General features: G+C 62.2%; 9 protein-coding genes. All 9 read right to left on the reverse strand.

What is annotated here, in order from left to right; all coding sequences use genetic code 11:
• Nucleotide 1 precedes the first annotated feature (1 nt).
• Complete coding sequence (locus F6X59_RS08480; RefSeq protein ID WP_152955850.1) at nt 2-1,714, reverse strand: ABC transporter ATP-binding protein; 1,713 nt, start codon at nt 1,712-1,714, stop codon at nt 2-4.
• On the reverse strand, nt 1,711-2,574 hold the full coding sequence (locus F6X59_RS08485; RefSeq protein WP_152955851.1) for an ABC transporter permease: 864 nt from the start codon (nt 2,572-2,574) through the stop codon (nt 1,711-1,713). Before F6X59_RS08485 ends, F6X59_RS08480 begins: the two co-directional genes overlap by 4 nt.
• Complete coding sequence (locus F6X59_RS08490; RefSeq protein ID WP_152955852.1) at nt 2,571-3,557, reverse strand: ABC transporter permease; 987 nt, start codon at nt 3,555-3,557, stop codon at nt 2,571-2,573. The genes F6X59_RS08485 and F6X59_RS08490 overlap by 4 nt, the downstream gene beginning before the upstream one ends.
• Nucleotides 3,554-5,188, reverse strand: a complete 1,635-nt coding sequence (locus F6X59_RS08495; protein WP_152955853.1) for an ABC transporter substrate-binding protein — start codon at nt 5,186-5,188, stop codon at nt 3,554-3,556. Before F6X59_RS08495 ends, F6X59_RS08490 begins: the two co-directional genes overlap by 4 nt.
• Before the next feature lie 180 nt (nt 5,189-5,368).
• The gene (locus F6X59_RS08500) at nt 5,369-8,167 is read right to left on the reverse strand and encodes an RHS repeat domain-containing protein (protein ID WP_152955854.1); all 2,799 of its coding nucleotides are present in this window, start codon (nt 8,165-8,167) and stop codon (nt 5,369-5,371) included.
• Between the two features lie 15 nt (nt 8,168-8,182).
• Nucleotides 8,183-13,276, reverse strand: coding sequence for a SpvB/TcaC N-terminal domain-containing protein (locus F6X59_RS08505; RefSeq protein ID WP_152955855.1), 5,094 nt, complete (start codon nt 13,274-13,276; stop codon nt 8,183-8,185).
• 58 nt (nt 13,277-13,334) lie between these two features.
• The gene (locus F6X59_RS08510; RefSeq protein WP_152955856.1) at nt 13,335-16,937 is read right to left on the reverse strand and encodes a hypothetical protein; all 3,603 of its coding nucleotides are present in this window, start codon (nt 16,935-16,937) and stop codon (nt 13,335-13,337) included.
• Nucleotides 16,912-21,480 carry a neuraminidase-like domain-containing protein gene (locus F6X59_RS08515; RefSeq protein ID WP_152955857.1) on the reverse strand — a complete coding sequence of 1,523 codons (4,569 nt, stop codon included), beginning with the start codon at nt 21,478-21,480 and terminating at the stop codon, nt 16,912-16,914. Before F6X59_RS08515 ends, F6X59_RS08510 begins: the two co-directional genes overlap by 26 nt.
• A gap of 48 nt (nt 21,481-21,528) precedes the next feature.
• Nucleotides 21,529-26,232, reverse strand: coding sequence for an Ig-like domain-containing protein (locus F6X59_RS08520; RefSeq protein ID WP_178120055.1), 4,704 nt, complete (start codon nt 26,230-26,232; stop codon nt 21,529-21,531).
• Between the last annotated feature and the right edge of the window lie 271 nt (nt 26,233-26,503).

The raw sequence follows: 26,503 nt of genomic DNA on the forward strand, positions 1-26,503 counted from the left end.
TTTAGATGGCGATTTTCCACAGGCGGGTTTCGTCGAACAGGTCGAAGGCTTCGTGTTCCAGGTCCAGCGGCGGCACCACCAGTTCGGCGCCGCTGCCGGGCAGGCGCGGTACCGCGCCGAGCAGCCGTTGGGTGTATGCGTGGGCCGGTCGCTCGAACAGCTGCTCGACCGGCGCCTGCTCCACCACCTGGCCGTGGCGCATCACCAGCACGTCGTCGCTGACATGGCGGATCACGCCCAGGTCATGGGAAATGAACAGGTAGGCCAGGCCCAGTTCGTCCTGCAGGTCGGCCAAGAGGTCGAGCACCTGGGCCTGCACCGACACATCCAGCGCCGAGACCGGCTCGTCACAGATGATCACCTTCGGCTCACTGGCAATCGCCCGGGCGATGGCCACGCGCTGGCGCTGGCCACCGGACAGCTGCAATGGCCGGCGCTGGGCAAGGTCCGCCGGCAGGCGCACCTGATTGAGCAGCACGGCAATGCGTGCCGGTCGGGCCGCCGTTTCGACACCGGCCACCTGCAAGGCGTCATCGAGAATCTGCGCTACGCTCCAGCGCGGGTCGAACGAGCCCAGCGGGTCCTGATAGATCACGCTGATCTCCCGACGCAACGGCCGCCGTGTTGCTTCGCTGACGGCATTGGCCGGGCGGTTCCACGGCTGGCCGCGATACAGCACTTCGCCCTGGTCGGGCTGCAGCAGGCCGAGGGCGATGCGTGCCACCGTGGTCTTGCCCGAACCGGACTCGCCGACGATACCCAGGGTGCGCCCGGCGCGCAGGGTGAAATCGACCCCCTGCACCACCTGGCGCAACAGGCCATCCGGGCCGAGGTAGCGCTTGCCCAGGCCGCGGCCTTCGAGCAGCACGTCGCTGTGCGCACGTGCCCGTGGCTCGCGGCGCACACCTGCCCGCTCCGGCGACAACCGGCTGCCACGCGGATGCTCGGCCGGCACCGCCGCCAGCAAGGCCTGGGTGTAGGGGTGGCGTGGCTGGCGCAGTACCTGCTGCATCGGCCCCTGCTCCACCACTTCGCCGTGGCGCAGCACCACCACGTCGTCGGCCAGCTGCGCGACCACCGCCAGGTCGTGGCTGATGATCAGTAATGAGGCGCCACGGGCCTTGATCTGCTGAAACACCTCGAGGATCTGCGCCTGCACTGTGGCATCGAGCGCGGTGGTCGGCTCGTCGGCGATCACCAGTGCAGGGTCCAGGGCCAGGGCACTGGCAATCAGCGCACGCTGGCGCAGGCCACCGGACAACTGACCAGGGCGCTGTCGAGCGCGCAACTCGACGTCGGGCACGCCAACCCGCTCAAGCAGCTCATGCACCCGTGTCGCACGCGATTGGCGGTCGCCGTACTGATGCGTCTGCAGCACTTCAAGAATTTCCTTGCCCACGGGACGCAGTGGGTCGAGTGACACCAAGGCATCTTGCAGCACGAAGCCGATGTCCTTGCCACGTACCGCACGCCACTGGCGTTCGCTCAAGTCGAGCAGGTCATGCCCGGCAAAGCTCAGCTGCCGGGCGCTCACCTGGGCCTTGGCGCCGGCCAGGCCGACCAGGCTGCGGGCACTGACGCTCTTGCCCGAACCCGACTCACCCACCAGCGCCACGCATCGGCCTGGTTGCAAGGTGAAGGACAGCTCACGCACCACGCTGCGGCCTGCGAAGGCCACGTTCAGGCCTTCGACGATCAAGGTCTTGTCGCTCATGGCAGGCGCCCCTCCAGGCGTTGTTGGATGTAGCGGCCAGTCACGGTCGTGGCCAAGGTGGTGAGGACGATGAACAGGCCGGGGAAGAACGTCAGCCACCAGGCATTGGCAATGAAGTCGCGGCCCATGGACAACATGGTCCCCCACTCCGGCGCTGGTGGCCGTGCACCCAGGCCGAGGAAGCTCAGCGCCGAGGCCCAGACGATGGCCTGGCCGACGCCCATGGTCAGCGTCACCACCAGCGGCCGCATCGCGTTGGGCAACAGCTGACGCAGCACAATGCGCGAAGTCGGATGCCCCAACGCCCGCGCCGCCTCGATGTAACCGGCATTGCGCACCGCCAGTACCTGGCCACGCACCATGCGCGCATAACCCGGCGCGCCGCCCAGCCCGGTGGCGACGATCAGCGGGCCGACACCGCTGCCGAACACCGCCACGAACAGCAGCGCCAGCACCAGGCTGGGGAAGGCGAACAGCACTTCCAGCAGCCAGCCCAGCGCACGGTCCACCCGCGCCCCGCCAAGGCCACCGAGCAAGCCGAGGGTGATGGCGATGGCCATGGAGATGGCCGTGGCCGCGACGCCGATCAGCAGGCTTTGCCGCGCGCCGTGAATGATCCGCGCAAAGATGTCACGGCCCGACTGGTCAGTGCCCAGCCAGTGCGCCCAGCTCGGCGGCTGAAAGGCGTCACGGGGGACGATGGCCAACGGGTCGATGCGAGTAAACAGCCCCGGCAGCAACGCAGCCAGCAGCAAGGCGAACAGGAACAGGATCGCCAGGCTGGCACCCAGCGGCGGCAGCTGCAGTTGGCGCTGCCGGCGCAACGGCGCAAGGGTTCGATCAAGGGTCAGGTCAGTCATGCTGCAGCCTCCTGTTGCCGCGGGTCGATCCACTGGTACAGCAGGTCGACCAGAATGTTCGCCAGTACATAGCCAGCCGCTACCACCAGGCTGACGCCGATCACCAGGGGCATGTCCTGGGCCTGCACCGCCTGGTACAGCTGGCGGCCGATGCCCTTGCGCGAGAAGATCACCTCGCACACCACCGCACCGCTGATCAGCGCACCGATGGCCCAGCCCGACAGTGAAACGCCGGGCAGCAAGGCATGGCGCAGGGCGTGGCGGAAGCGTACGGCGAGGTCGCTGAGGCCCCGGGTGCGGGCAGTCAGTACGAAGGGTTGTTCGAGGGTCAGCTCAAGGGATTCGCGCGTGACCTGGGCAATGAACCCGGCCAGCGGAATCGCCAGCGAGAACGCCGGCAGCACCAGGCTGGCAACGCTGTCGCTACCTGCGGGCGGGAACCAGCGCAAGCCGAAGGCGAACACGGCCAGCAGCACCACGCCGAGCCAGAAGTGCGGCAAGGCTGCGCTGAGGGTTTCGGCAAGCGAGGCGATGCCGCCCACCAGCCTGCCACGCCCGGCAGTTATCACCGTCAACAGCAGGACCAAGAGCCAGGCCAGTCCCAACGCGGCGATGGTCAGCTCCAGTGTCGCCCCACCCTGCTCGGCCAGCACGCGGGTGACCGGCAGGTGCTGCGAGTACGACACGCCGAGGTCGCCTTGCAGCAACCTCCCCAGGTAAAGCAGGTATTGCACAGCCAATGGCTGGTCGAGGCCGAATTCCACACGGGCAGCCTCGATGGCTTCCGGTGTCGGGTTGGCGCTGGGGCCACCGAGGATGGCCAGCACCGGGTCGCCCGGCATCAGGCGCAGGGCAAAGAAGGTCAGGCTTGCCACCGCCCACAGCACCAGCACACCGCCGCCCAGGCGGATGGCAGCGCGCCGGCCCAGGGCGGCCAGGCGTTCGCGGCGCGGGTCGGTCACCGCGAGTGTCGTCGTACTCATTTGTTCACCCATGCGTCATAGAGGTAGGTCACCGCCAGCGAAGGCTCCAGGCGCACGCCGTGGGCGGTCTTGTAGATGCCCAGGCGTGTGCTTTGCGGGTAGGTAGTGAGTTGCAAGTACTGCGCGGCGGCCTGTTGTTGCGCCTTGAAGTAACGCTGGCGGCGCTGGTCGGCGTCCTGGGTGGCCAGGGCGCTGTCGAGCAACGCGTCATAGCCTTCGTCGGCATAACCGGAGGAGTTCTGGTGATAGCCGCCGACCCCGGCCGGCTGCACGAAGGCAGTGGTGAAGATGATGCGCAGCACGTCGGGGGTGTTGGTGTTCCAGTAGCCGGTGCGGATGTCGTAGTCCCAGGCGGCCTGGCGGGCGGTGACCTGGGCATCGCTCATCTGGTCGAGCACCAGCTCCAGGCCGGCCTGGCGAGTGGTGGCTTGCACCTGTTCCCACAAGGTCAGCTCCGAGGATGGCGTGCGCGCGCCGATCAGCACCACGGCACGCAGGCGCTGGCCGTTCTTTGTGCGGTAGCCCTCACTGTCGCGGCTGGTCCAGCCGGCTTGGTCGAGCAATTTGGCGGCACGGGCCGGGTCGTAGTCCTGGCTGTGTTCGAAGTCGCCGCTGTAGAACGGTGTGGCGATGCTCAGCGGGCCACCGGCGCGGGGGAACTCGCCGAAGTACACGCTCTTGAGCGCCCCCTCGACATCGGCGCTGCGCACGAAGGCCTCGCGCACGCGGATGTCGTCGAAGGGTACGCGGCGCAGATTGAAGGTGCCGTTGGTGGGGTTGCCGGGGCGCTGGGCGATGATCAGGTCCACGTTCGGGTTGCGCCGCGCGGCTTCGTGGGACTCTGGCGGCAGCGCTTCGATCACGTCGACTTCGCCGGCCTGCAAGGAGGCGAAGCGCACCGAGGGTTCCTGGATGAACTTCCAGACGATGCGGTCGAGGTAGGCCGGGCCTTGGTGCTGGGCGGTCGGTGGCGCCCAGTTGTAGTCCGGGTTGCGCACCAGCTCCACCTGGTTCTGCCGGTCCCAGCGCGCCACCTTGAATGGCCCGCTGCCCACCGGGCTTTCGCAGTTCTGGTCGCGGCTGCGCAGCAGCGCGGTGGGTGACTGGATGCCGAGGAAGCCCTGGGCCAACACTTCGAGGAAGGCCGCATAGGGCGTCGCCAGGGTGACCTCTGCGGTGTAGGGGTCAATGATCCTGGTGCCGCGGTACTGGCGGATATAGCCGCCCGCGGTGCTGGACTGGGTCTTGGGTTTGGCCATGTGGTCGAGGTTGGCCTTGACCGCCTCGGCGTTGAAGGGGGTGCCGTCGGTGAAGTGCACGTCGCGGCGCAGGTGGAAGGTGTAGCGCAGGCCGTCCGGGGAGACTTCCCAGCTTGTGGCGAGCCAGGGGCCGATCTGGCCTTGGCTGTCCATCGACACCAGCGAGTCGAGGTATTGCTGGGCGACGAATACCTGGGGCATGTCGCCGGCCACATGCGGGTCGAGGCAGGTGGGTTCGCGGTCAGTGGCGTAGACCAGGGTGCCGCCCGGTTGCGGCGTGGTGCTTTGCGCGGTGTGCTGCTCGGCTTTGCCGCAGCCGAGCAAGGCCAGTGCGGTGCAGAGCGGGATCAGGGGGAAAATGGGTGTGTTCAAGGGCGCTCCTGCGGGGACTGGGCTTTGGGAGGCCTGTTGCAGGAGTTGTGCCGGGTTCAAGGGGTTGATTTTGTTGGGGTTTGACGGGGGTTTGGTGCTGGGATGGGGGCAAAATGCTTCAGGGGTGTTTGTGGGGCAACAGTGTTCACCGGAAGAGGGATTACGCCTGCGAGTTCCTCCTCAGACTCTCGTAAAGAGCCTGGCTTCTCTCGCCTGAAGACCGCGAAATCGGTTATGCGGGTGAGCACCCACTATTTGCCCCCTTTTGCCTACCGAAATGGCGATAAAGTGTTTTTTACCTTTGAAGTTGACTTGGTAAACCGGACGAGTGGGATTTCCCTCCCCTTCCACTATGTTTCCTGCAGCGAGTGCTTCGAGCAATAAGACCGGCAGATCCGTCATGGCGATACCTGCGTCCATGAAGTCTTGCTCATGTCTCCTCACTACATGATTCAAACCCATGCCCTTGCCTTTGGTGAGGTAGAACACCTTATTACCGTGCACGTCCGGCCTGGGGCGCTCGCCTGCGCCGATTACCTGCACGCCCTGTTCAACACTCATTGTCAGCTTACTCAGGTACCGGACCATTTCCGTCGGGTCAGTTGTGTATTTCTTGCCCTGCCCGCCTCCAATTACTCTGACAGGACTATTCGGCGGCTGGGTGGACGCTCGGGACAAATTCGAAGTTGAGGATCCACGCGAAGAACGTGAAGCGACTGTAGAAAAACCATCATTGTCTTCTTCGTGCGCGAGGGCTGCATCCATGGACGCCTTTTTCGCCTCGCGCTTTTTCTTGCCGGGCTTGCCTGGCTTGCGATCAACAGCTGTTTCTGCGGCCGGCTCGACCATTCTGGATGATGATGCGGCTTCCTCAGGCGTTTCAGACTCATCCTGGTTGGGCTCTCCCTGTGCTGGCGCTTCGGGCGTGAGTGGCCGTCCTTGGTCCATCAGACCTCTCATACCTCTGACCAGAGACTCAGGTGAGAACATCAAACCCTGTTCATCAACCCGCACTACCGGGTTATTCAGAACCATGCAGAAAAGATTGAGCCCATCGACCGTGCCTGCCGGGTCTGCACTCAACCAGCAGCCAAACGCTGACAGGTAGTAACGCCATCCGTAGTAATACAACCCCGTCGCATCCAGTTCCTTGCCCGAGTAGCGCAAGGTGCGTTGCTGCAGGTTGTCGATTTCAACGCTGTCCTCATCACTCCCGGTCGTTTCACCGTAGGGCGCGTACTCTTGGCGAGCCACCACCCTGCCAAGCGCATCGGTTTCGCCGCTGCTGCTGCCCAGGTGGTCGGTGAACCCATACCGCAGCTGATACTCACCGTTCAGGGGCGACTGTATCCAGCGCACGCCGGCGTGTTCAGTGATAACCACCTGTTTCTGCAATTGCCCATCGAGCTGCCGGCTACGGGTTTCGCAGCCGCCCGCATAGGTGACGAGGGTGGTCTGCAACCCTTGCGCCAACTTCAGTGTGGTGACCTTGCGCGTACGAGTGCCGCCGTCGGCATAGTGGAAACGCTCCACGTCATCTTCACCCTCGGCACGCCTGACCAGGCTGACCTGGCGCAGTTGGTTGTCCGCCTGCCAGCTCAAAGGCCTGCCATCGGCCAGGGCTTTCTGCAAACCGCCAGGCACAAACCCGGTTTCCGGTGTCAGCTCGTGCCCCTCAGGCATCGCACGATTGCTCTGCTTGGACACCATCCGCTTGCGGCTGCGCGAACCGGCCCCACCGTTGTGGCTGAGCACGATCAAGTTGTCGCCATCATCGTAGGTGTAATGCTCGGTGTACTTGCTCCAGGCATTGCCCCCCTTGCGGTCCGCAGCCGAGAAGGCCGGCGACCAGATGCCGCTTACTTGAATGCGCTCTCTACCGCTGGCCGAGACCAGGCGATACAGCGTGTCGTAGCCGTATTCACGCAGGCCATCGGCGCGTGTGTTGCGATGCCAGGTCGGGGAGGCGCCCTGATCGTCCAGGCTGAGGATATTGCCAACCGGGTCGTAGGTGTAGTGCAGGTCACTGATCTCCAGCTTGCCCTGTGGATGATCACCGCGGCGGTGGGTTCGATGGCGACTCAGGTACTGGGAACGGGCCGAATAGGCATAGGTATCGGTCACATCGTTGCCTGCCGTTTGCGACAACGGCACGCCATCCGCGCGCCGTTGCACGGCCTTGAGCACCAGGGTTTCACCTGCACCCTGCCCCATCCAGGTTTGTGCTACCGCACCGCTGACGTCGTAGACCGATCGCGTGCTGACGCCCACTGCATTGACTTGCTCAAGGCGCGCTCCGACGGCATCCATACGGTTGATCACGCGCAGGGGCGGCTCCAGTTCCTGCTCGCTGCTGCCCGCCCAGTCAGGCTGTTGCGCCTGCGGGCGCAACAATTGCTGGCATGTCTCAAGGGCCCGGCCGCCCAGTGAAAGCGAGTGGGTGTACATGACCCCGGCATTGTCGAAGTGCGCGACACGTTCGCCCGCCAGGTTGTGGCCCCGGCGCGCCGCCAGCGGCTCGCCATAGTCCAGGCGCTCACGCTGACGTTTCACATCGCCCGCCGCCTGTTCGCAAACCTCGACCAAGCGCCCGCCGGCACTGTCGTGTTCATACACGTGCGTCAGGACCGTGCCTTGGGCATTGCTTGCCCACAGCGCTCGGCCGGCGCTGTCCGTCAGCGCCAGGGTGGCGTCAGCGTCAACTGTGTGCAGCCTTAGCGTTTGCCCGTCAAGGCCCAGCACGGTGGTGGCGTCAGCCAGCACTGGCGCGTCGGCCGCTGCCTTTAGCGGTCGGGCGCCGAACTGGCAGCCGGTGCGCGACAGTGGATCAATGACCGTGCGCACGGTCAGCCAGCGCATGGGCTGTGCCGGGTCCGGCTGGCGCAACAGGTGCAACGCCCGCACCTGAATGCCGCTGCTGGCGACGACGGCCACCTCTGGCGTGCCAGCATGCAGGGTCGGTAACGATAGCTCGCTCATGCGCTTCGTCCACACTCAGTGCAACGTCCGCCGGGCCCTGTCCCGCGCCAGTTCGATGACCTCGGCCCAGGTGTCGTTCTCGTCCTCCGACACGGTGAACCAGGGATACACCTGCACCCGCCGCTCGTAGTTCGCCCACTGGCCTTCCACGTCCTCGCCGTTGGCGCACACCACCTTGTATTCACGGCCCAGCGCATCGTAGTAGTGGGTGTCGGCGTAGATGCCCTCGCGCGCACTGTCGTCGCTGACCCAGCGCCAGTCATCGAGGTAGAACGGCAACCACACGCGCACCGCCTGGCCTTTGTTGTCGAACTCGGTCTTGCCGGTCACCGCCCAGCGCACCGGAGTGTCCTTGACGACGGCCTGGCCCTGGCCATCGGTTTGCAGGCCGCCGGCCTCGGTGCGCACGAAGGCTTCACCCGACGGATTGAGGATGGCCGTCTGCAGGACCTGCCCGCCCCCATTTAGCACCACCTTGACCCTGACCTGCTGCTCCTCGTCGCTGTCATACCGGTCGGTCTGGATCTGGATCACGTAGGGTGGCGTGCGCCCCTCCATCATCGACGGCACCGAAACCCCATCGCGGCGCAAGCGCTCGGCATCTCGGCGCCAGGCCAGCTCACCGCAACGCCTGCTGCTGTCGGTGCTGCCATCGGCCTTCAGCGCCAACGGCATCCAGCTGTCGGCCACGACAGTGAACGCCTGGGCCACCGGAACCTCCTTGCTCTTATTGAGTGCCACCGCGGCCTCGACCGTGGCAGGTGGGTCGAAGGGCACGTCCGGGGTGTAGCCGCTCATCACCGCCTGATCACTGCCACCAGGGGTTTCAGTGCCGTAGAAGCGGGTATGCCGGACCCGGCCCAGGGCATCGAGCTCGACGGTGCTGGTGTTGTCGTTGGCATCCTTGATCTGGATCGGCGTGATGAAGCGCCAGTCATGCGCCTCGACCGTGGTGGTCAGGCCGGCGGCGTCGGTGACCAGACGCAGCGCCAGGCCATGGGCGGTGTATTCCAGCTGGCTGGGCCCGGTGACCGTGTTCTCCTGCACTGTCCTGGGCAGCCAGAACAGCTTGCTGTCGTGGTAGTGGCTGATGCCATGGTGGCCGCAATAGGCTTCCTCGACCAACGGCTCGCCCGGGATGCCCGGTACGCCAATATCCTCGGGATCGTGGGGGTCTGCCAGCTCCGGCGCGTCCGGGGCGCGGCTCATGGCGACATAGCCGCCGCGCTTGAGCAACTCAGGCAGCGTCTCAGCTTGCACGCGCTGGTTGAGCAGCGCCTGCACAGCGGCCAGCCAGGTTTGGTTGGCCTGTGGCAACGGCACGTCATCCGCGCCCGGTTGCAGGGCATTCAGCACGGCACGCCAGAGTACGGGGGTAGCGTCGGCGCGTGCCAGGGCTGCATCGGCGTTGCCGTGCAACAGGTTGAGGGTCGTGCCGCCCTCCTCCTCATGGCTGGCAAACCAGGTCAGCACCGCCCACAGTGCCGTATCCGGCACGCGGCTTTGCTTGTATATCGCCGCCTGCAGGCCTTCGGGCAAGTGCGCCGGGTCGGCATCCAGCAGGCGCAGGCGCAGGGCATCCACCGAAATCACCGATTTCAAGGCTTCACGCAATATGCCACTGGCTGCTTTATCGTCTGGCGCAGTCTTCAGGTAGGCAAGCAATACCGGGTAAAGCGACGTGCCCTCGGCCAGGGCTGGCAGGCGTTGGCGCACCCGTTGCAAGACCTCTGGATGGTTGTCCGGGGAGTTCAATGCTTGCCTTACAAGGTCGTGCAAGGTCTGTTCGAACGTCGGGCGCAGCACGTCCAGCGAAGCCTTGTCGAGCATCGCGGTGCGGCTATAGGCCACCAGCGCCTGAGGTGACGGCACGTTGGCCACGCCAGTGCCCTTGGCATCGCGCCAGACCACTTTCTCGTAACCCGCCAAGGTGGTCTTCCCCGGGTCGGCCAGCGGCAGGCCTTTTTCCAACAGGTACTCAAGGGTGAAACCACCCGCCGGCTCATCGCTGGCGGCAAGGCGCACCACATCCTTGCGCTGCGTGTCGGGCAGGCCGATCACCCAGCTGTCGTCGTCGACCAGGTTGTGCACCGTGGTGCGCGTGAGATTGACCCAGCAATCGTATTGCTGGGGGTCGCAACTGGCGGTGATCAGGCCTTCGGGCAATGCCTTCGGATAGATCGCCCGGTCTCGCTCCTCGGCCTCGAGCGCCCCTGGCGAGAGGCGCCGCGGGTAATGGATGCTGACGCTTTCCAGCACCGTGCCGTAGGCATCCTGGCGCAGCACGATGTCCTGCTTGATCTGCGGGTCTTCAGGGGTGCGTTCGCAGGTGATGGCCAGGGCCTGCACCGGTGTTACCAGCGCCGCCGGGCGCAGCGGGTCGGCCGTCGGGCAGGCGCGCACCTGCAGGCGCGGGCGTGCCACGCTGTAGGGCCGGTCGGCACGGGCGTGGCCATCGTCACCGTAGACTTCCACGCGCATCGGCTGGCCGCGCAGGGCGCGAAACAGCCACGCTCGTTCATCCGGCCCAGGCTCGTAGGCCTGCTCGCCCTCGTCCTGCCATTGGGTAAAGCGCACCGCGCCAGGATCGAAGCCATGTTCGGCTTCGGTATAGGCGCCCAGGGCGAATTGATCATGGGCCTCGATACCGCAATAGAACCAACTGCAGGTGCGCGCCGGCGGCGAAAGTTGCGCGGCGCCGGCACTGGCCAGTTCATGGGTGTCGGTCTGCTGCAACCGGGTGAAACCGGCGAACTCGCGTTCCTTGCCGTCCCATACGCCCCCCAGGTAAGTGCTCTCGCTGCCCAAGCGAAGGCCGGTGATAAGGTTGTATCGGGTAATCTTGCTGACCGTATGCACCGGGAATGGCAGGTAGCTGACCGGCGTCTTCTTGGTTGCCTTGATCACCGCCGCCTTTTCGTCCAGCCAGGCCTGCGCCGAGCTGCGATAAGTCAGCTCCGTGCAGCTGCCGGCATTGTCCAGTACGGTTTCCAGCAACCAGGGGCGCTTATCGTTGAAACGGTACAACCAGCTGCACGGCTTCAGGTCTTTGCCATGGTGAAGGCTGGTCAGCAGCAGGTCTGCCGTACCCTGCCCGAGGATATCGGCAACCTGCAGGTAACACTCTGTATCCAGCGTCACACCTGGTGGCGCGGGTATGAACGCGCCTTCCTGGTAACGGTTGCCGCTCTGGCTGATGAACACACGGATGCCATCGGGCTGCAGGTACAGAATGTCGGTGGTGCCAGCACCATCGGTATCGGCCAGGAACACCCTGGAGGCATTGAAGTCTTCCACTTCGAAACCGGCAATCGCGATGGCGTCGGCGAAACGGCCATGGCCCAGCGACGGCCACAGGGTCACGCCCTGGCCGGTGATGCGCACCAGGTGCGCCTGGCCACTGCCGGCAGGGTCGGCAAAAGCCACCAGCTGGTGCTCGGAAGGCTCCAGCGAGGGCAACGGTTCGTCCCCGTCATACCCTTGATTAAGCGCGGCCAACCAGCCTGCGGTGCCGTTGGAGGGGTACAGCCGGACACTCCTTGGCCCCAGCGCGCGCAGCAGCACGACATCCTGCTGGCTGTTGCCAGTCAGGTCGGTCATCCGCGCGTGGGGGTGGTTGAACTCGGTCGGCAAGGCGCTCAACGGCACCAGGCCGCCCCAGGTGCCATCGGGCGCCAGGGTGAAACTGCCCCGCAAGCCCGCGGTGACCAGCCATTCCGGGCGACCATCGCTGTCCAGGTCCATCAAGGTACCTGTCGAGCTGTCTGGCTGGATACGCAGGGTTTGAGGGGCGCCCCAGGTGATCTCATCCTGCTGAGCACCTGGCCGCCGTTGCGGTACCCGGTAGTACCAGGCGCCCTGGTCGAGGTACAACAGGCCGGGAATCCCCTCGCCATAGAGGTCGGCCAATTGCCAGGCCGGCGACCAGAAGCCGTCGAGCGCCTCCAGCGGCTCCCACACCGGCTTGTCACGCCCTGGCCGGCTCAGCGCGAATTCCAGCGGCGGCATGTGGCTGCTGGCTTCATGGGTAACCTGTTGCACCTGTGTCAGCACGCTGGCAACCGCACTGCTGTCGTATTGCAGGTGCAGGCGCGCGACCAAGGTCGGTGTGTCGTCGTCCGTGCCCGCCATGCGCGCCGTACGGTGCCACAGCAACACATCGCGGCACAGGCGGCGCACACGCACATTGAAGCCGTAGCGCCAGAACGAGAAACGGTCCTCGCGCAGCGGCCAGGGTTGTTTGGTATCGAACGGAGGGGGTGCGCCAGTGTCGGCGCCGCGTTCGCCGTAATCGAACAGGGTAAAGGTGAGGAAGTCGCTTTCCACGAACGCGCCCTGTGGGATCAACAGGGCATCCGAGGGCGTGACGTTCATGGCGTGGACTGACGCCGGGTACACATGCGTGACCTGCGGATGAGCAGCCCGTTCATCGTCGCTGCAACCCTGCTCATCTTCCCCGCGATAGCGGTACACCACATGCTCGCCGCGGGTGGACACGGTCTCTTCCAGGTACCAGCAGGCCACATGCTGCGCCTGGGCCGGGTCTTGCAGACGGGCCGATGGCGACCAGCCATACAGCGACAGGCTGCCATCGCCGGGGTAATGCAACCAGAAGCCTGCCGGTTGTTCGCCGCTATTGTCCACCCAGTGTTCCAGGCGCTCCGCTGCGCTGCCGCGGCGCGCACGCCACGGCGTCACGGTGTAGCTGCCCGGGGTGTCGGCCAGCGGCAGGCGGTTGGCCTGGCGCGCGGGCCCGGCCAGGCGGATCTCCTCCCCGGACGGGCCGGCCAGGCGATCGCTGGTACCGTACTTGGGGAAACCGAAGCGGGTCATGCGCACCACGGCTGGCAATGGGCAATCCCAGCCGGCGCCGAATGCGCCATTGCCGCCGCCGGAGGAGTATTGCAAGGTCAGTTCAGCGCCCAAGGCTCGACCGGCGGGCGATGGCAAAGGCAGCTGCCAGCTGGCGGCGCCGTCCGGGCCACCGGCCGAGAGCATGCCGCCGCCGATGGACACGGTGCCACCGCCTTTGGGGAGTGACGGGGCGGTGAAAAATGACTCACTACCGCCTTCTGCGTCCATGGAAATAGAACGAGCGTGTTCTGACATAGGGGCCGTACCTGATTGTGTCTTTCAGATAAAACTACAGTAAAACAACTCGAACCGGTCACTCAATCTGAACTTTTAAATTTCCATATCGATGAAAAATATTCTCACCCTCATAAATTTCGCAAACAACTCTCAAGTACGCACTATCATCCTCCTTAGTCGCCTGAACATAAAAAGTTTTTTCATCAACGTGATCAATTGAATATCCCTTTACACGGTAAGCAAGGTCGACAGAAACTCTGACTTTAGCTCCTCCGCGCAAAAAATTATCAATCCCTGCCCACACAAACTTAGTCTTGACTCCCGATTTTATGCCCACGTTCCACGTTGAGCCAGGCCCCACCCTTTTGTCATCCACCCATAAAGCCAGATCATCATACGGAACTCCTGTTAGCCACACTATCGTACCGGCAGATGCCGGCCTGTCATAAAGCCGATTCTGAAATATCACACGGGCGGCACCTGACTCTTTTACAAAATCATCACCTATGACATCCCATGCTAGCGTGCCCCCTGCGATCAGTGTTCTTTTGACATTCGTGCCCGGCGAAAAGCTTACTCTCGGCATAGGCCCGCTGATATCATAGAAAACATTGACTTCCTCGCCTGCCTCGGCCAATACACTCCCGACTGGACTTTTAACCTTAAAATAATCGACCACTGTCTCCTTCGGTTTTATAGCAACGAGTTCACGCGTAATTTCCAGCGAATCCTCCAGATTGCTCGGCAAAACCAAGAACTTTTCTCTCTCCCACCCGCGATCAATCCCTGGCACATAAAACCCCATCTTCAGCTTCTGACTGCCCGCTGGAACAGTCAACTTCCAGGTGGCGCCATTTTCCGTCAAACGCTGTGATTTTATCCTTTCCGGAGTAGAAGGAACCTCAACAGTGAAATAGTCGAAGAAGGCGCTTAAACGTTCCACCGGGCTACCCGGCTTCGGCCGCACTAGCGCTGTAACTTCTTCACCTTGCGGCAACATGAATGCGTCATACTGCACTGGTTTACCGTTGATGATCAGGTCCGCTTCGTCGATGAGACTGGTTGACACCAGCACGAGATAATTAGAAGTTACCTTCGATCTATCCCCCTCGAGAATCACCTGCAAGTCCACATACCCGCTGACCTCTTTACCCGTTAATAACCACTGAATACGGCCATCAACCCAATCGACCAGCTCAGCATAATTCGGTTCAGCGGACACTGTATCTTTCGTTATTGGCCCCAAGGATTTGAGTTCTAGCTTGCAACGCAATTTGAGTTTCGCCAGTGGACTTGCAGGCTTGGGTCGCACACTAAAGGTTGCTGCCTTCCCCCTTTGTAAAACCTGACTACTGTATTCCAAATCCAGCTCATCTGATAAAAGGGTAGACAGCAGAGCCCCCCCGCTCAACTCAATCGATTCGGAAAAGCCGTCGGCACTGAACTTGAAACCAAAGGTGCCACTGGCCTCTTGGCCGGTAAGCAACCAACTCGCTCCACTCGCGGTGATATCCTGGGTTTCAGGATAGTCTGGCTCCGCCTTCATGTGCTCCTTGGCAAGCGTCCCGGCGACAAAGGTTAAGCTCGCTTTGAGCGACGCATCGGCGATCGGACTACCGGCCCTGGGCACGAGCCTGACTTCTTGCTCCAACCCGCGGTAGAACACTTCGCTACTTGGTGAGAGCCACTTCACTGTCACTAGCATTTCGTCATCCAATCGCGTGGACAACAACATGGCTTTGGCCAATGACACCGGTGCACTGAAACCTTCAAGGCTTACACTCAGGCCAAAAGTACCGCTGGCAGCTCCGCCCGTGAGCGACCACGACCACCCGCTCTCCTCCTGAGCGTTCTCCTTGCCGAATTCTGGAACGGCTGACATGTGAGGTTTTGCCACGCTGCCATCGACAAATGTCAAAGTAGCCTTCAGCGCCAAGCGTTTGAGCGGGCTGTCAGGCTTCGGCACCATGCTGAAAACCTGAGCCTTGCTGCGCCAGAACACGGGAGGTTTTTGCGTAATGACACCTGCCACTTTGAAGTCGACTTCATCTGCCAGGTTCGCCGAGGTCTGCCCGCCTTCCAGCGAAAACGGTACGTTCAAACCCGCCGCGACGGCATCCAGGACGAACACTCCTCGCTGATTACCGCTGGTGATTGTCCATTCCAGCCCCTGGTCGGTCATGCGCCTCGAGCCGCTGGGAGAAAAACCGATCCCCAGTTTCTCTGCATTGCCGCCCGGCGACTGCAGCGCAATCTCCTTATCAATGAAGAACCCGCCTTTGGGCTTGAGCTGCAATTTGTGCTCTCCGGAGCCAAGCGTCAGGTGCAGGCCACCCGTTTTCCCATCCACCTGCTTGCCGTTGAGCCACACCTCCACTTCATCGGCCCAAGGGCTGCTGGCAAATACACGAATCTTCTGGTTTTTTTCGCTTGAATAGCCTTCCAGGCTTGTGCAAATTGCCTTTAACTCAGCTTCGTTGCCGGTACCCTCATCACCCTTCTGGGCCGTGTACTTCACTAGCACCTGGCCACGTTCATCGCTTGGCTCGGTTGCGAAGGGGACGCCATTGACCAACCACTGGACTTGCGCGCCTTTGATGCTCCGCCCAGGCACGAAAAAGTTGGAAACGTAAGTGGTGAGCGTGGCGCTGTTGGCGTTCTGGTCGTCGATGACCAGTGCGACCTCTCCCCCCTCGATCTTGCTCAAGCCATAGACGTAGTCGCCGACGTTAGCATCGTGCTTGCCTATCGCCGCCTGCCACCAGCTTTTCAAACCCAGCGACAAGGGCACGGAAGCGGTTGTGGCATCTGCGCTCGAGGTAATGGTCCAGGCGGTTTTCGTGGCGCTGAGCGTATTCTGGAAACTGTCGCCGTCGACGTCGCCGCGCTGAAAAGGCGGGGCGGCCTGCAACGCCAGCTCGATCGGCAATTTATCCTCATGCCAGCTCAAGGCAACAGGCTGATCCAGCCAGCTGCCAGCCTCGTCCCCTGAAACCTCAAGCCGATGCTCTGCCCCATGGCAAAACTGGTAAGGGGCTGCAGCCTGCTCGATCTTCAGGCCGTCCGGGTCGACGACCAGCGTTACCTTGGCCTTCAACTCGGGCAAACGCACATCCAGGTCGGTGTTGCGCAAATTGAGGTAGGAGCGGCCGTCACCCGCTTCGAACTTGATTCGAATCGCGGTAATGCCACTGTGCAGCCCCTTGATGCGCTGCAGATCACGGGTTGTCCAGTTGACGTTCTCCGGTTTGGGCACGGGTGGCAATCCATGCGCGGGCGGGGTTGCCTTCACACCTTCCATGACCAGGGTGTCAAGCAGTGCCCCTTCTTTCCCTTCGCTGAAGTCATGAACCGTCAATGTGCAGTCAGTCAAACTGCCGGTGTCATATTCCCAACCCACCCAGTAATCGGGCCGAGCATCGTCGACAGGGTTTGCCGCAACCGGCAAGACGATGTCCTGCCACAATTGCGCCTCAGGGTACAGGGCCACATAGGGGTAGGCGGCGCTCGGTTGCTCGTAATCGCCTTTGAACTGCCAGGCCTTGCCGGTACCAATGCTACCGAGTGGGAACGAAGGTTCCCTGACCAGGTCATGGCTCTTGCTTTCCTCTTGCTTATCGCCCTGGCGCCCGCTGGGAACGCCCGGTTTTTCGTCATTCGCTTGGTGAAGTTTGGACATGATCGTCTCCAGCCTGAGGCTGCATTGAAAGAGGGGATGGCGCAGGGGTTATCCGCACTGGAGCCAGCAACGCTGTTACGTCGCGAGTGAACTGCACGCCGCCGGGCAAGGCGAAGTAACGTACGTCGAGGACGATATCGCTAAGCCCTTCCAGCAACGCCTTTTGCGAGTCGGGAAGCGGGAACTGCAAGTGCCAGGACGAAACGGCGCCGGTGCCTTCGAACGGCAGGTAGCGGTCATCTGCGTCGGCGGCGGTCACCAGCCCCAGGTCCTGGTTGCCAGTGGACAGACACACTTGCTGGTGCGAGCGCAGGCTGATCATCACGTTGCGGCCATCACCGTCGCGTTGGGCCTGTGGCGTCAGGAAGTTCACCGCCGCGATGTCAGGCCTGATCATCAAGCTGCTTTGTGTCTGGGTCAGGGTGGCGCAGATATTCTGATAAGGCCCCAGCAGTGCAGGTAGCGTCACGGCCACACTGTGCAAACGACGCATGTAATGGCCGGGGTAATCTCGGTCGAACAGGGATTGCGAGAGGTTTAACGCCAGCCCGTCGTCAGAGCTCAACGCTTTGAGCACACCGGCCCAGTCCTTGATCGGGTCGCCATTTTTATCGAACAGCAGCTGCTCATCGCCCAGCAGCAACTGCTGCAAGGAGACCGTCTTGCGAATCTCAAGGTGCCGCTCGTTGCGCAGCAGTGCTTCAGCCTCCAGGCGTTGCAGGTCGAGGCGCAACTCTCCGCCCGCATTGAGGCCGCGGCGGTCGGCCTGCCACACTGTCGTGCGGATGATGCGCTTGTCGTATCTGCCGCTTTCAAACTGCCAGCAGGCTTCGGCGCTGTTGCAGAGGCTGACGGCCACATCGAACAACGTCGAAAGCCATGTGGTAGCCTGGGTTCGCAGCCATTTGTACAGGTCCCCGTTGGTCGATCGCTTGGTGTAGAACTCAACCATAGCCTTAGCCTGGTCCCGGGCTTTACAGCTGTGAACGTACCCATCGTGTGCCGCCTGGGTGGCGAGTGCCTGGGCTGCGAGCTGCTTGTCCAGCACCTGTAGCTCTTTTTCAGCCTGTTTGTACTGCAACTGCCAGTCTTGCCGACGGCGGCGGTACATCTCGGTGTCTTGCATGTTTTTCGCGGCGACCTCCACCGCACTTCCCGCCGCGTGGGTTAAGGTCCCTGCTGCGATCAGGGGATTGCCCAGCTGTTGCCCACCATTAGCTACGCCGAAGATATTCGGCGGGGTATTCATCAGATAGCCTTTCGCAATCATCACGCTGCCAGCGATGGTAACAGCCGAGCTCTCGCCAGCGACAATCCTTGCCGTGGTTTCCAGGACCGAGACATTTTCGTCATACAGCTTCTTGTAATGATCATGGCGTTCTCGCGCGCCAGCCTGCATCACCGTCAGCACGTCATGGTTCTTGCGCTGCTGCTCATACAGCTGTTGCTGCATGCTGATGGCATACTCGGCGATCTCCGCCGCATGGCTGAACTGCAGCTGCTCTTGATTGATGCGATCTTCCATTTCCATGAAACCGCGCAGCAACTCAGCGAACTGGATCAGGCTGGCCACTGTTTCTTGTGCCTTGGCGAGCAGGGTGCGGAAGCGGTACGGCGGCACCACGGTGCGGTAGCCCTGCAGGTGCGCCAGGCTGGCGTTGCCGCCCATGCGCGCGAGCAGGAGGTCGAAGGGGTTGGCTGGGGCCTCGTACAGCGGCAACTGCATCGGCTGGCCTTCGAGGGTGAGGAAATGCCGCAGGTTATGAAACCGCCGTGCCAGCACGCCCCAGGTGTCCAGCAATTGCTGGTTCGCCGGTGCGCGGAAGGCCGGGTGCGCCGCCGCGCCACACCAGACGAACGTCTCCAGCTGCTTGGGCAGATCGGCGGGCTGCAAGGCATGGGCATGCTCAAGCAGCCTCATCTGCCCGCCATCGAATGCTTCCAGCAACGCATCGACGGTCTTGGGCTGCCAGGTATCAATCGCCCTGGCGTTCGGCGCCTCCCCCATCAGGTCTGCCGCCATGTTGTAGAGCAACCAGGCATTGGCCAGGCTGTCACGGGTCTGGCGCCGATAGAGCAGGTCGGCCTCACCGATCAGCAACTGCACCTGCTGCATGAACACCGCCTTGCGGTAGTGGGACGGTGCATGCAAGGCAATCGCGTGGGGGTCGGCCAGCTGGTGCTCAAGGCCGGGGGCCTGGGTGTCGTCTTCCAGTAGCCAAGCACAACTCCAGTAATCGACACCGGCCTGTTCGGTCGCCGCCTGCTTGCGTTGCGGGTCGAACACCAGCCCCAGCCAACGGCGCGCGTCCTCGAAGCGCTCCTCCTCCTGTAGCCGCGAGGCGATCAGGTGCGGTACATGGAAGTACAGTTCGCGAAGGTACAGGCCATTGGCGTCGAAATATTCCACCCTGGGATCATTGTCCGCGCGCTGCCATCCCTGATAAGTCACACTGTTCGTGCTGGCTTTGTAGGCGGGCTCTTGCAGCAGCTGGGCATCCCAGGCAAAAACGGCCTGGGGTGAGGCCTGCGCTCGGTTGATCAGATCGGTGACATGCTGGGAGTTCAAGCGCGAGATAACGTCTCGATATTTATCCTTCGCCTGATACAAGCGCACGACCAGAAAGTCCGTACCGCTCGCCTGCCGAGCGATGATCGGTGCCTTACCGACATCGATCAGGTTGCCCAGCTCGACCACAAACTCTGCGGATTCGCTGCCACTTGCAAATGTGATCGTGACCTCATCGGCTCCTTTTGTCAGCGGCTTACTTCTCCAGGCGCTGGTGGCGCTCCCGTTCAGCGTCAAGGTCTGCGCGCCAAATTTTTCTCCAGCAATGGTAAGCGTGAAGTCTCTGGTGGCCATTGTCTCGACCAGCCCAGTGATAAAGTTGTTGTGGCTCGCCAGTGGCCGTGCCGGGCTGCCATCAACGCTGAAGGTGAAACCGGCGCCCTTGAGGATTTCGCTGGCTTTATAGCCGAGCAATTGAACATCAAAGTCTTCAAGTTCAACCTCCACCTCGTACCAGCCATAACGGCGCATTTTGAATTTGTTACTCAATACCTGAGTGACGGGTTTTCCCTCGTGCTTCAACTCCACACTCTGGAACGCTGGTAAGAAAGGAGTGATGCAACGCAGCAACAACACGCCGGACGGGCCAGTGAACACCTCTGCGTTCACGCCACTCGTGATGACAAAATGAGCCCCAATGCTGCTGAGATAAACCGACTTGGGGCGCAGAATGGGTTCAACCTTGGCACAGCGACCTCGTGCGCGAAGTGTGTAGGTTTCTGCTGGGTGTGCTTCAAGCGATACATCCACTTCAAGAAAGGTGTCACTTCCAGGCTTTCGCGTGACCGTCACCGGTTCCTGCTTCGCATGGGTGATTCGGCGCTGAAAAGCCAGGCCGCCCGCTGGATCGGCAAAGGTTGCGAGCAGCGCGTTACGGTCAGTTTCACTGAAGACTTTATCCTCAGGCGTATCGCGCTTAAGAACATCACGTTGCACGTGCCCGACCAGTGTTTGGTTTTCCACCCAGGCGACATACAACTGGTCGTCGCTACCCTGCGCCTTACCGACGGCCAAGGTCAGTAAACGATAATTGATGGGCTTTAGGGGATCTTTATCCTTTACGGTTTCCTCATAGCTACTGAGCAACAGCTCCGGTGTCGACCACTGTTTATCCAAGCCCAGGTACATCAACTGCACGTTGAAGTCGTAGTGCTTCTTGGTACCCTCTTCGATTTCGCGCGGCGCTTCCTGTTGCAGCCACACCAGGTGCAAGCGCCCGCAGAACAGCACGAGTCGGGCCTCGAGTACCGTGGCGGCAGGCGGCATGCTGATGGCTTGCCACTCGCTCCAGGCATCGGGTTGCACATAGGTGGCGTCCTGGTCCAAGCGCACAGCGACTTTGCGCCAGTAATACTTCGGCGGCGACGCGGTGTCGCAGCCCAGCAGGTAGTAATCCGAATTGGCCAAGGTATAACCGGGGAACTGGCCCTCGTCCCCCTGCGGGCCGGGATAATCGATGTAGCCTGACTGCACGCGGATACTGTTCTGCAACTCATAGCCGCTCAGGTAGTTCAACAGCGCGTTCTGCACGGCCGCATCGGTGATCTTGCCCTGGGCCAGGTCGCTTTCCAGCGTCTGGAACAGCGCGGTCTTGTCGAAGCGCAGTTCCGGGCGGATGTAGTTCTCCGGGTAGTCTTCGAGCATCTGGTAGCCGGCCCAGATCGAATAGTTGGCCATGCCCTGCTGCCAGAACGTGCGCAAGTCCTGTGCAAACGCCTCGTCATAGCCTGGCTCGATATTGTTGAAAATGCCGTTGATGTAGGTTTGTACACAGGCCAGCGCTTCAGCCAGGTACGACGTGGTCACCGCCGACGTGACCTGGGTATCGAGCAAGACGTATTTGCTCAAGTGCTCGGGCGTCACCATGTTGAGCGCCGACGCCTGCAACACGTCGGGCAAAACATGGTGAATGCAGTAGTTCGACAAGGCGTCCCGCCATTGTTCGGCCAGCTGATTGCTCAATGCAGTGTTCATGGTCACCTCGGTAGCCGCGATGAAAGACCGGGTCTTGGTAAAAGGGATTCAGCGGGCTGGATGGACTTTGACCGGAACCAGCACGCCGTCAACGGCATGGTCGTACATCAGCCGGAACTCGCCTGCGCGGGCTTCAGGCAACGCCGTGTTTTCGCACACGAGGGTCCATTGCACCTTGCCATCGACGAATTTTTGCTTCTCGCCAAGCCCAGGGTCGACGGAAAGCCCCAGCGAGTACGCCGAATGGCGGCCGAAATAGCGCAAGTTCACTTCCATGCCGAGCAATGGATGGTCTTTCAGGTGGAAGCTCAGAACGTGCGTGCTTTGCCCTGACAATGGCTGCGTGATCTCGACACCCTGTGGTGCGGGCTCACCGTCCAGTTCGACGTCAATCTCCAGCGCCGGCAGGAATTCGATGGGGTCGAATTCGCGTTCCTCTCCAGCCCAGCTGGCAACGACCTGGGAGGTTTTCGGTTCATCGCTCTTAAGCAAGAAGCGGCTGATACCTTCTGCCCCGGTCAACTGCACCGTGGACAGGGCATCGTCTTCCAGCACCTTCCAGGTCACCGGATAACGCGCCACCGGCTCGCCTTTGGAACTGCAGATCTTCACGGCGAATTCAGCCGCCGAGATACCGTCCGCCATTGGCCAGTCCCAAGGCTGGATGAGCTCATGCTCATCGGCATCGAGCAGTACCTCGAACGCCAGGTCTTTACTGACGTAGTCCAGGCCATCAGTGGTCAAAAACACCGTGACCCGCATGGGACCGGCGACGGCATTCTTGAAGGTGGCGCTGGCCATGCCGTCCTTGTCGCTCTGCGCGTCAGCCATATCCAGTTCAGCCCCTTCGCATTCCCAGCGCAGCGGCTGATTGCCCACCGGGTTGCCATCCAGGCCGTTGATCAAGGCTCGGATGACGATCGGCTCGCCGGCCACAGCCGCCGAGACAAGGGTCAGGGTGCTGATGAACGGTTGATTGGCGAAGCCGATTTCGCGCTGCAACGGGGCCAAATCGCCGAACCAGGCCATGACAATGCCGGTGCCCGCCGCCATGCTCTGCACGCGCATGGTGCTGTAGCCTTCATGATCGGTCGCGGTGGTACCATCGCTGTCGACCAGACGGCCGATGCTGGTCGACCAGTGCACAGGGCGATCCCCCCCCACGTTGTCGAGTTGATCCACAAGTTGGAAACGCAGGGTGTACGTGCCTTGGTTGCCCGCAGGGAGCCAAGGCTCCTGGGGCCGGTCACTGGCGGCCCACATCCTCAAGGTCGCGTCATCGCAATCAATGACGACGGGTGGCGCGAACGCCTCGCTGTCGAGCAGATAACGGGCTTTGACGTTCGCAACCCCCTGCGTGTTACCCGCCTGCAGGGTCACCTCAGCACGCCCTTGCTCATCCGTGTAACTGAAATGGTCGAGCAATACCCCCTGGTCGGTGGACCAATTCACCCGAATGTCCGATACCGGGCTGTTGTTCATGTCCAGCAAGGTCAACGTCAACGTCGTGCGTTTTTCATGTTCCTCGTACTGCTGTTCAAGCTTGTGACCCACCACGTTGGCCACCAGTCGCAGGGAGGTCGCGGTACAGCGCGTGGACAGGCTCTGGCGCAGTTCCTCGTCATCCGTCGGTGCACCGGCCGAATGCAGCAGGCTGCTGAGCATTTCTTCAGCTGCGGCACGGAAGGCTGCAATATCGCTGCCGGGGCCAAGCTGGCTGAGCTTCATCAACGAGGCAGCGCTCAAGCCGGTTCGCCGGCACAATTCGCGGGTATCGAGCAGTGCACACAATTGGCCGAGGTTGCGGATGATGCCATCTGCCGAGATCAGGCTGGCCACGTCCAGCACCTCACGAATACCGCAGCCCAGCCAGTTGGCAATCTTCTCGGCGGCGGCATCCTTGACCAGGCGGCGTTCGTTGTCGGTCATGTCGCCCAGGGCCTCGACCAACGCGAAGTAGCCCAACAGTTGCGCTTCCGACTGCTTGGCCATGCGCAGCAAACGGGTGTAGCGCTCAAGGTAGTAGAGCGTCGCAAAGGTCAGGTCGAGTGACGGAATACTCAAGCGCTGGCGGTGCACACGGACCAGCAAGCTGGAGAACAAGGCCGGGCTCAAGGTAAAGCGCCTGGCCACTTCGGCGCGGGTCTGCATGCGCCGCTCCAGCGGCAGGATGATCTCCAGCTCGCGCGAGTCCAGCTGACCCGGGTCGAACGCGACCGCGCTGGCCATCCACTGATGCACGTTGGACTCGGCCCAGTAAATCACCGGGACGATCATGTTGGACTCAAGGCCGAACAACTGCGCCAACTGTTCCTGCACCACGCCCCATTGCTGCAAGCGCACGCGCAGTACCACCCCAAGAATCAGGCTGGTCAGGTGCTCGGCTTCATCCTCCATCAACTCCGGCAATTCGGCGTCCTCGGCCGAGCGCCCTGGGTCATCCTCCGGTGGCTGCAATCGCTTGATCACGGCCTGGATTTCCCGCTTGGCGAAGTCTTCATACTTCACCGGGTCGAAGTCCTCTTCCGGGCTGCCGCTGTCGCTGATCAAGCCCTCACCATCCACGATCTGCACCAGGTAGCTTTGCCAATTGCCTTTGTTCAGCGGCATCACCCCTGCGTCCTTGAGCAGGCTGTTGAAGTCACGGAAGGGTTGCAGCTTGCTGGCCAGCTCGGTCAGCGTGACCCTGACCTCCATGGACGCCACATCCGAACGCTCGAGGGGCAGCAATTGGCGCACCAGCCAGGCAATCGGAATATCCTGCTCCTGGCACCAGAGCACGCACGTGGCGAGGGCATGGACAACGTTGACCACATCGGTCTGGCTCGTGTCGTTGCGGTACATCGAGACCTGGGGTTTGCCCGCCAGTTGCAGCGCGTACAGCCCCTCCGGGTTGAGCACTTCCAGCAAAGACAGCAGTTCGACCGGGGTGATCGACAACAGGCGGGCCAGCCATACCACCCGGTAGAACGCCGAAACCACCGCCAACGAACGGGTCAGGCCTGCCCCGCCCTGGGCCTGCATGATCGCCCGCGACAGTGGCCGGAAGGTCTCCATGTTGATGCCCAAGCCGCTGCACAACTGGTCGACGGTGCGTTTGCTGGCGCTGTCGTCAGCCGCCAGGCTGAACGGTTGGTCATCCAGCACCAGGGCGTTCGGGCCGTCGCCATTGAACACCTGATCGAACAGGCTGGACGCCATGCTGGTACCGTAGATGGACATGCCGGACAGCAAGGCCGAGAACCCCTCGGTGAAGCGGGCGAGGCTCTCCGGCGTGTCGGCCATGGCAAACCGTTCGCGCAGGAACTGGAACAGGCCCAGGCTGCGTAGCGTGTTGGGCGTGATCACCATCGGCCCGTCGACGTTGGTCAGGCGCCCGCGGCTGCGCTCGATCACGCTGCGCGTTTCGCCATCGATGGCAGCACAGAGCAGCTGGTCGGCTTGCGCGTACGCCAGGCCAAGGGCGCTGGCCACGCGCACCAGGCGGTTCAGCCGGTCGCACCGGGCGGCCGTGAGAAAGTGGAATTCGTGCTGTGTTTCATCACCGTCCTTGCTGCCGACCCCGACCGGCTCGCCGCCGCCGCTGTTGATGAAACGCGCGCCTGCCTGGCTGGCGCTTGCCCATTTGCCGGTGGCTGCGACGGGCACGTTGGGCGAGCGCAGCGGGGTGTGGTCGGCCAAGGCGAAGAGCTGCTCCATGCCCGGCTGATCGATCTGCAGCGCCTGGTAGAAATTGACCACGTTCTGCAGGTTGTGGAACCCTTGAACACCAAAATTGTGCTTGAAGAACGTCTCTTGGGGAGACGGCTTTTCGTCGTCGTCACCGGCGCGGCTGCCCTTGTGCATCGCATGCAGTTGTGCCGCCCGTGGGCTCAGCTGAACCCCGGTGCCTTCTTCGAAATAGGGCACCTCAAGGAGCATCTGGCGCAGCAGCGGCCCCATTGAAGTGTCCTGCAGCAAGGCATCGTCAGAGTGTGCTGAGTGGGCGCCTGGGCGGATGAAATATGGCGCCTGGGTGTCACTCAGGCGGGAGACTTCGCTCAGGTGGACCTTGCTGTGGCCCAGGACTGTGCGGATCTGCGCCCAGTAGGCTTCGTAGGGAAACAACCGCGGCGGGTAGCGAACCGCCAGCAGCTTGTCCTCGATCTGCGTCAAGTCATTCGCCGCTTGCTGCCTCTTGATCAGTTTCTGCAGCACATGGATGACGAGTTCGACCTGGGTCACCTGCTGGTTCATGGTTTGCGCGTCAACCATCAGCTCGAACAAATCGGGCCGGCGCGCTCGCAGGGACAGCGCACGGTCTTCATCGGCCGTGCTTTCCAGGCATAACTGGACGAACAGGAGCAAATCGATCAAGTAGGCAGCAGGCGAGATGGTCGCATCCACCGCCTGAGGATCAGCGCTATTGCCCCAGCTTGGGCGAAACTGGTTTTCGAAAGTGGGCCCGGTCGACTGCGCGAGAGGGCCTTTGAGTTCGTCCGCCGAGCGCCTGCGGCCATCGCTCAAACGCTTTTCCCGGAAGGCCCGCATCATGGCCGCGCGGCTGACATCCAGGCGTGCCTTGAGCCGCTTCGCTTGCGCGTGGGTCAGGGTCGGGAACTGTGCCATCAACGCTGTCGGGCGCAGGTGCTGCAGGCCGACCAGTAAATTGTCGGCCAGCGGGGTGGACTTGAGCTTGACCTTGATGCCTGGCTCGGTATCGAGCAGCTTTTCGAACAGCGATGCGGCCTTGCCGGCCTTTGGTTTTGCCATTGCCATCTCCCGAATACGCGTGTTGCTGTGAACAGCCGTACAACGTTGGGGGAAGGCTAATGGGGGGAATGCAAATCCGAAACTGGTAAAAATGTCAGGTGTGGGCGGCCGGCGGGCGTGCGAAACTCGGGTTGAGCTGTGCCGGGGAGTCAACCTCTTGGAGGGATTGCGCCTGTGAGATCGAGCGCCGCGGGACTGTCAGATTTTTTGTGTGCGGGCCGGTAACGGCCTGCCGTTAGGCAGGCCCTGATTTTCACCAGGTCGGCCTGAT

It is taken from the genome of Pseudomonas sp. MN1F, from assembly GCF_009391885.1.
Taxonomy (GTDB): domain Bacteria; phylum Pseudomonadota; class Gammaproteobacteria; order Pseudomonadales; family Pseudomonadaceae; genus Aquipseudomonas.

Bases quoted from the DNA above. Each gene is read 5' to 3' on its own strand.
- F6X59_RS08480 (WP_152955850.1), bottom strand. From the start codon at position 1,714: ATGAGCGACAAGACCTTGATCGTCGAAGGCCTGAACGTGGCCTTCGCA.
- F6X59_RS08485 (WP_152955851.1), bottom strand. From the start codon at position 2,574: ATGACTGACCTGACCCTTGATCGAACCCTTGCGCCGTTGCGCCGGCAG.
- F6X59_RS08490 (WP_152955852.1), bottom strand. From the start codon at position 3,557: ATGAGTACGACGACACTCGCGGTGACCGACCCGCGCCGCGAACGCCTG.
- F6X59_RS08500 (WP_152955854.1), bottom strand. From the start codon at position 8,167: ATGAGCGAGCTATCGTTACCGACCCTGCATGCTGGCACGCCAGAGGTG.
- F6X59_RS08505 (WP_152955855.1), bottom strand. From the start codon at position 13,276: ATGTCAGAACACGCTCGTTCTATTTCCATGGACGCAGAAGGCGGTAGT.
- F6X59_RS08510 (WP_152955856.1), bottom strand. From the start codon at position 16,937: ATGTCCAAACTTCACCAAGCGAATGACGAAAAACCGGGCGTTCCCAGC.
- F6X59_RS08515 (WP_152955857.1), bottom strand. From the start codon at position 21,480: ATGAACACTGCATTGAGCAATCAGCTGGCCGAACAATGGCGGGACGCC.
- F6X59_RS08520 (WP_178120055.1), bottom strand. From the start codon at position 26,232: ATGGCAAAACCAAAGGCCGGCAAGGCCGCATCGCTGTTCGAAAAGCTG.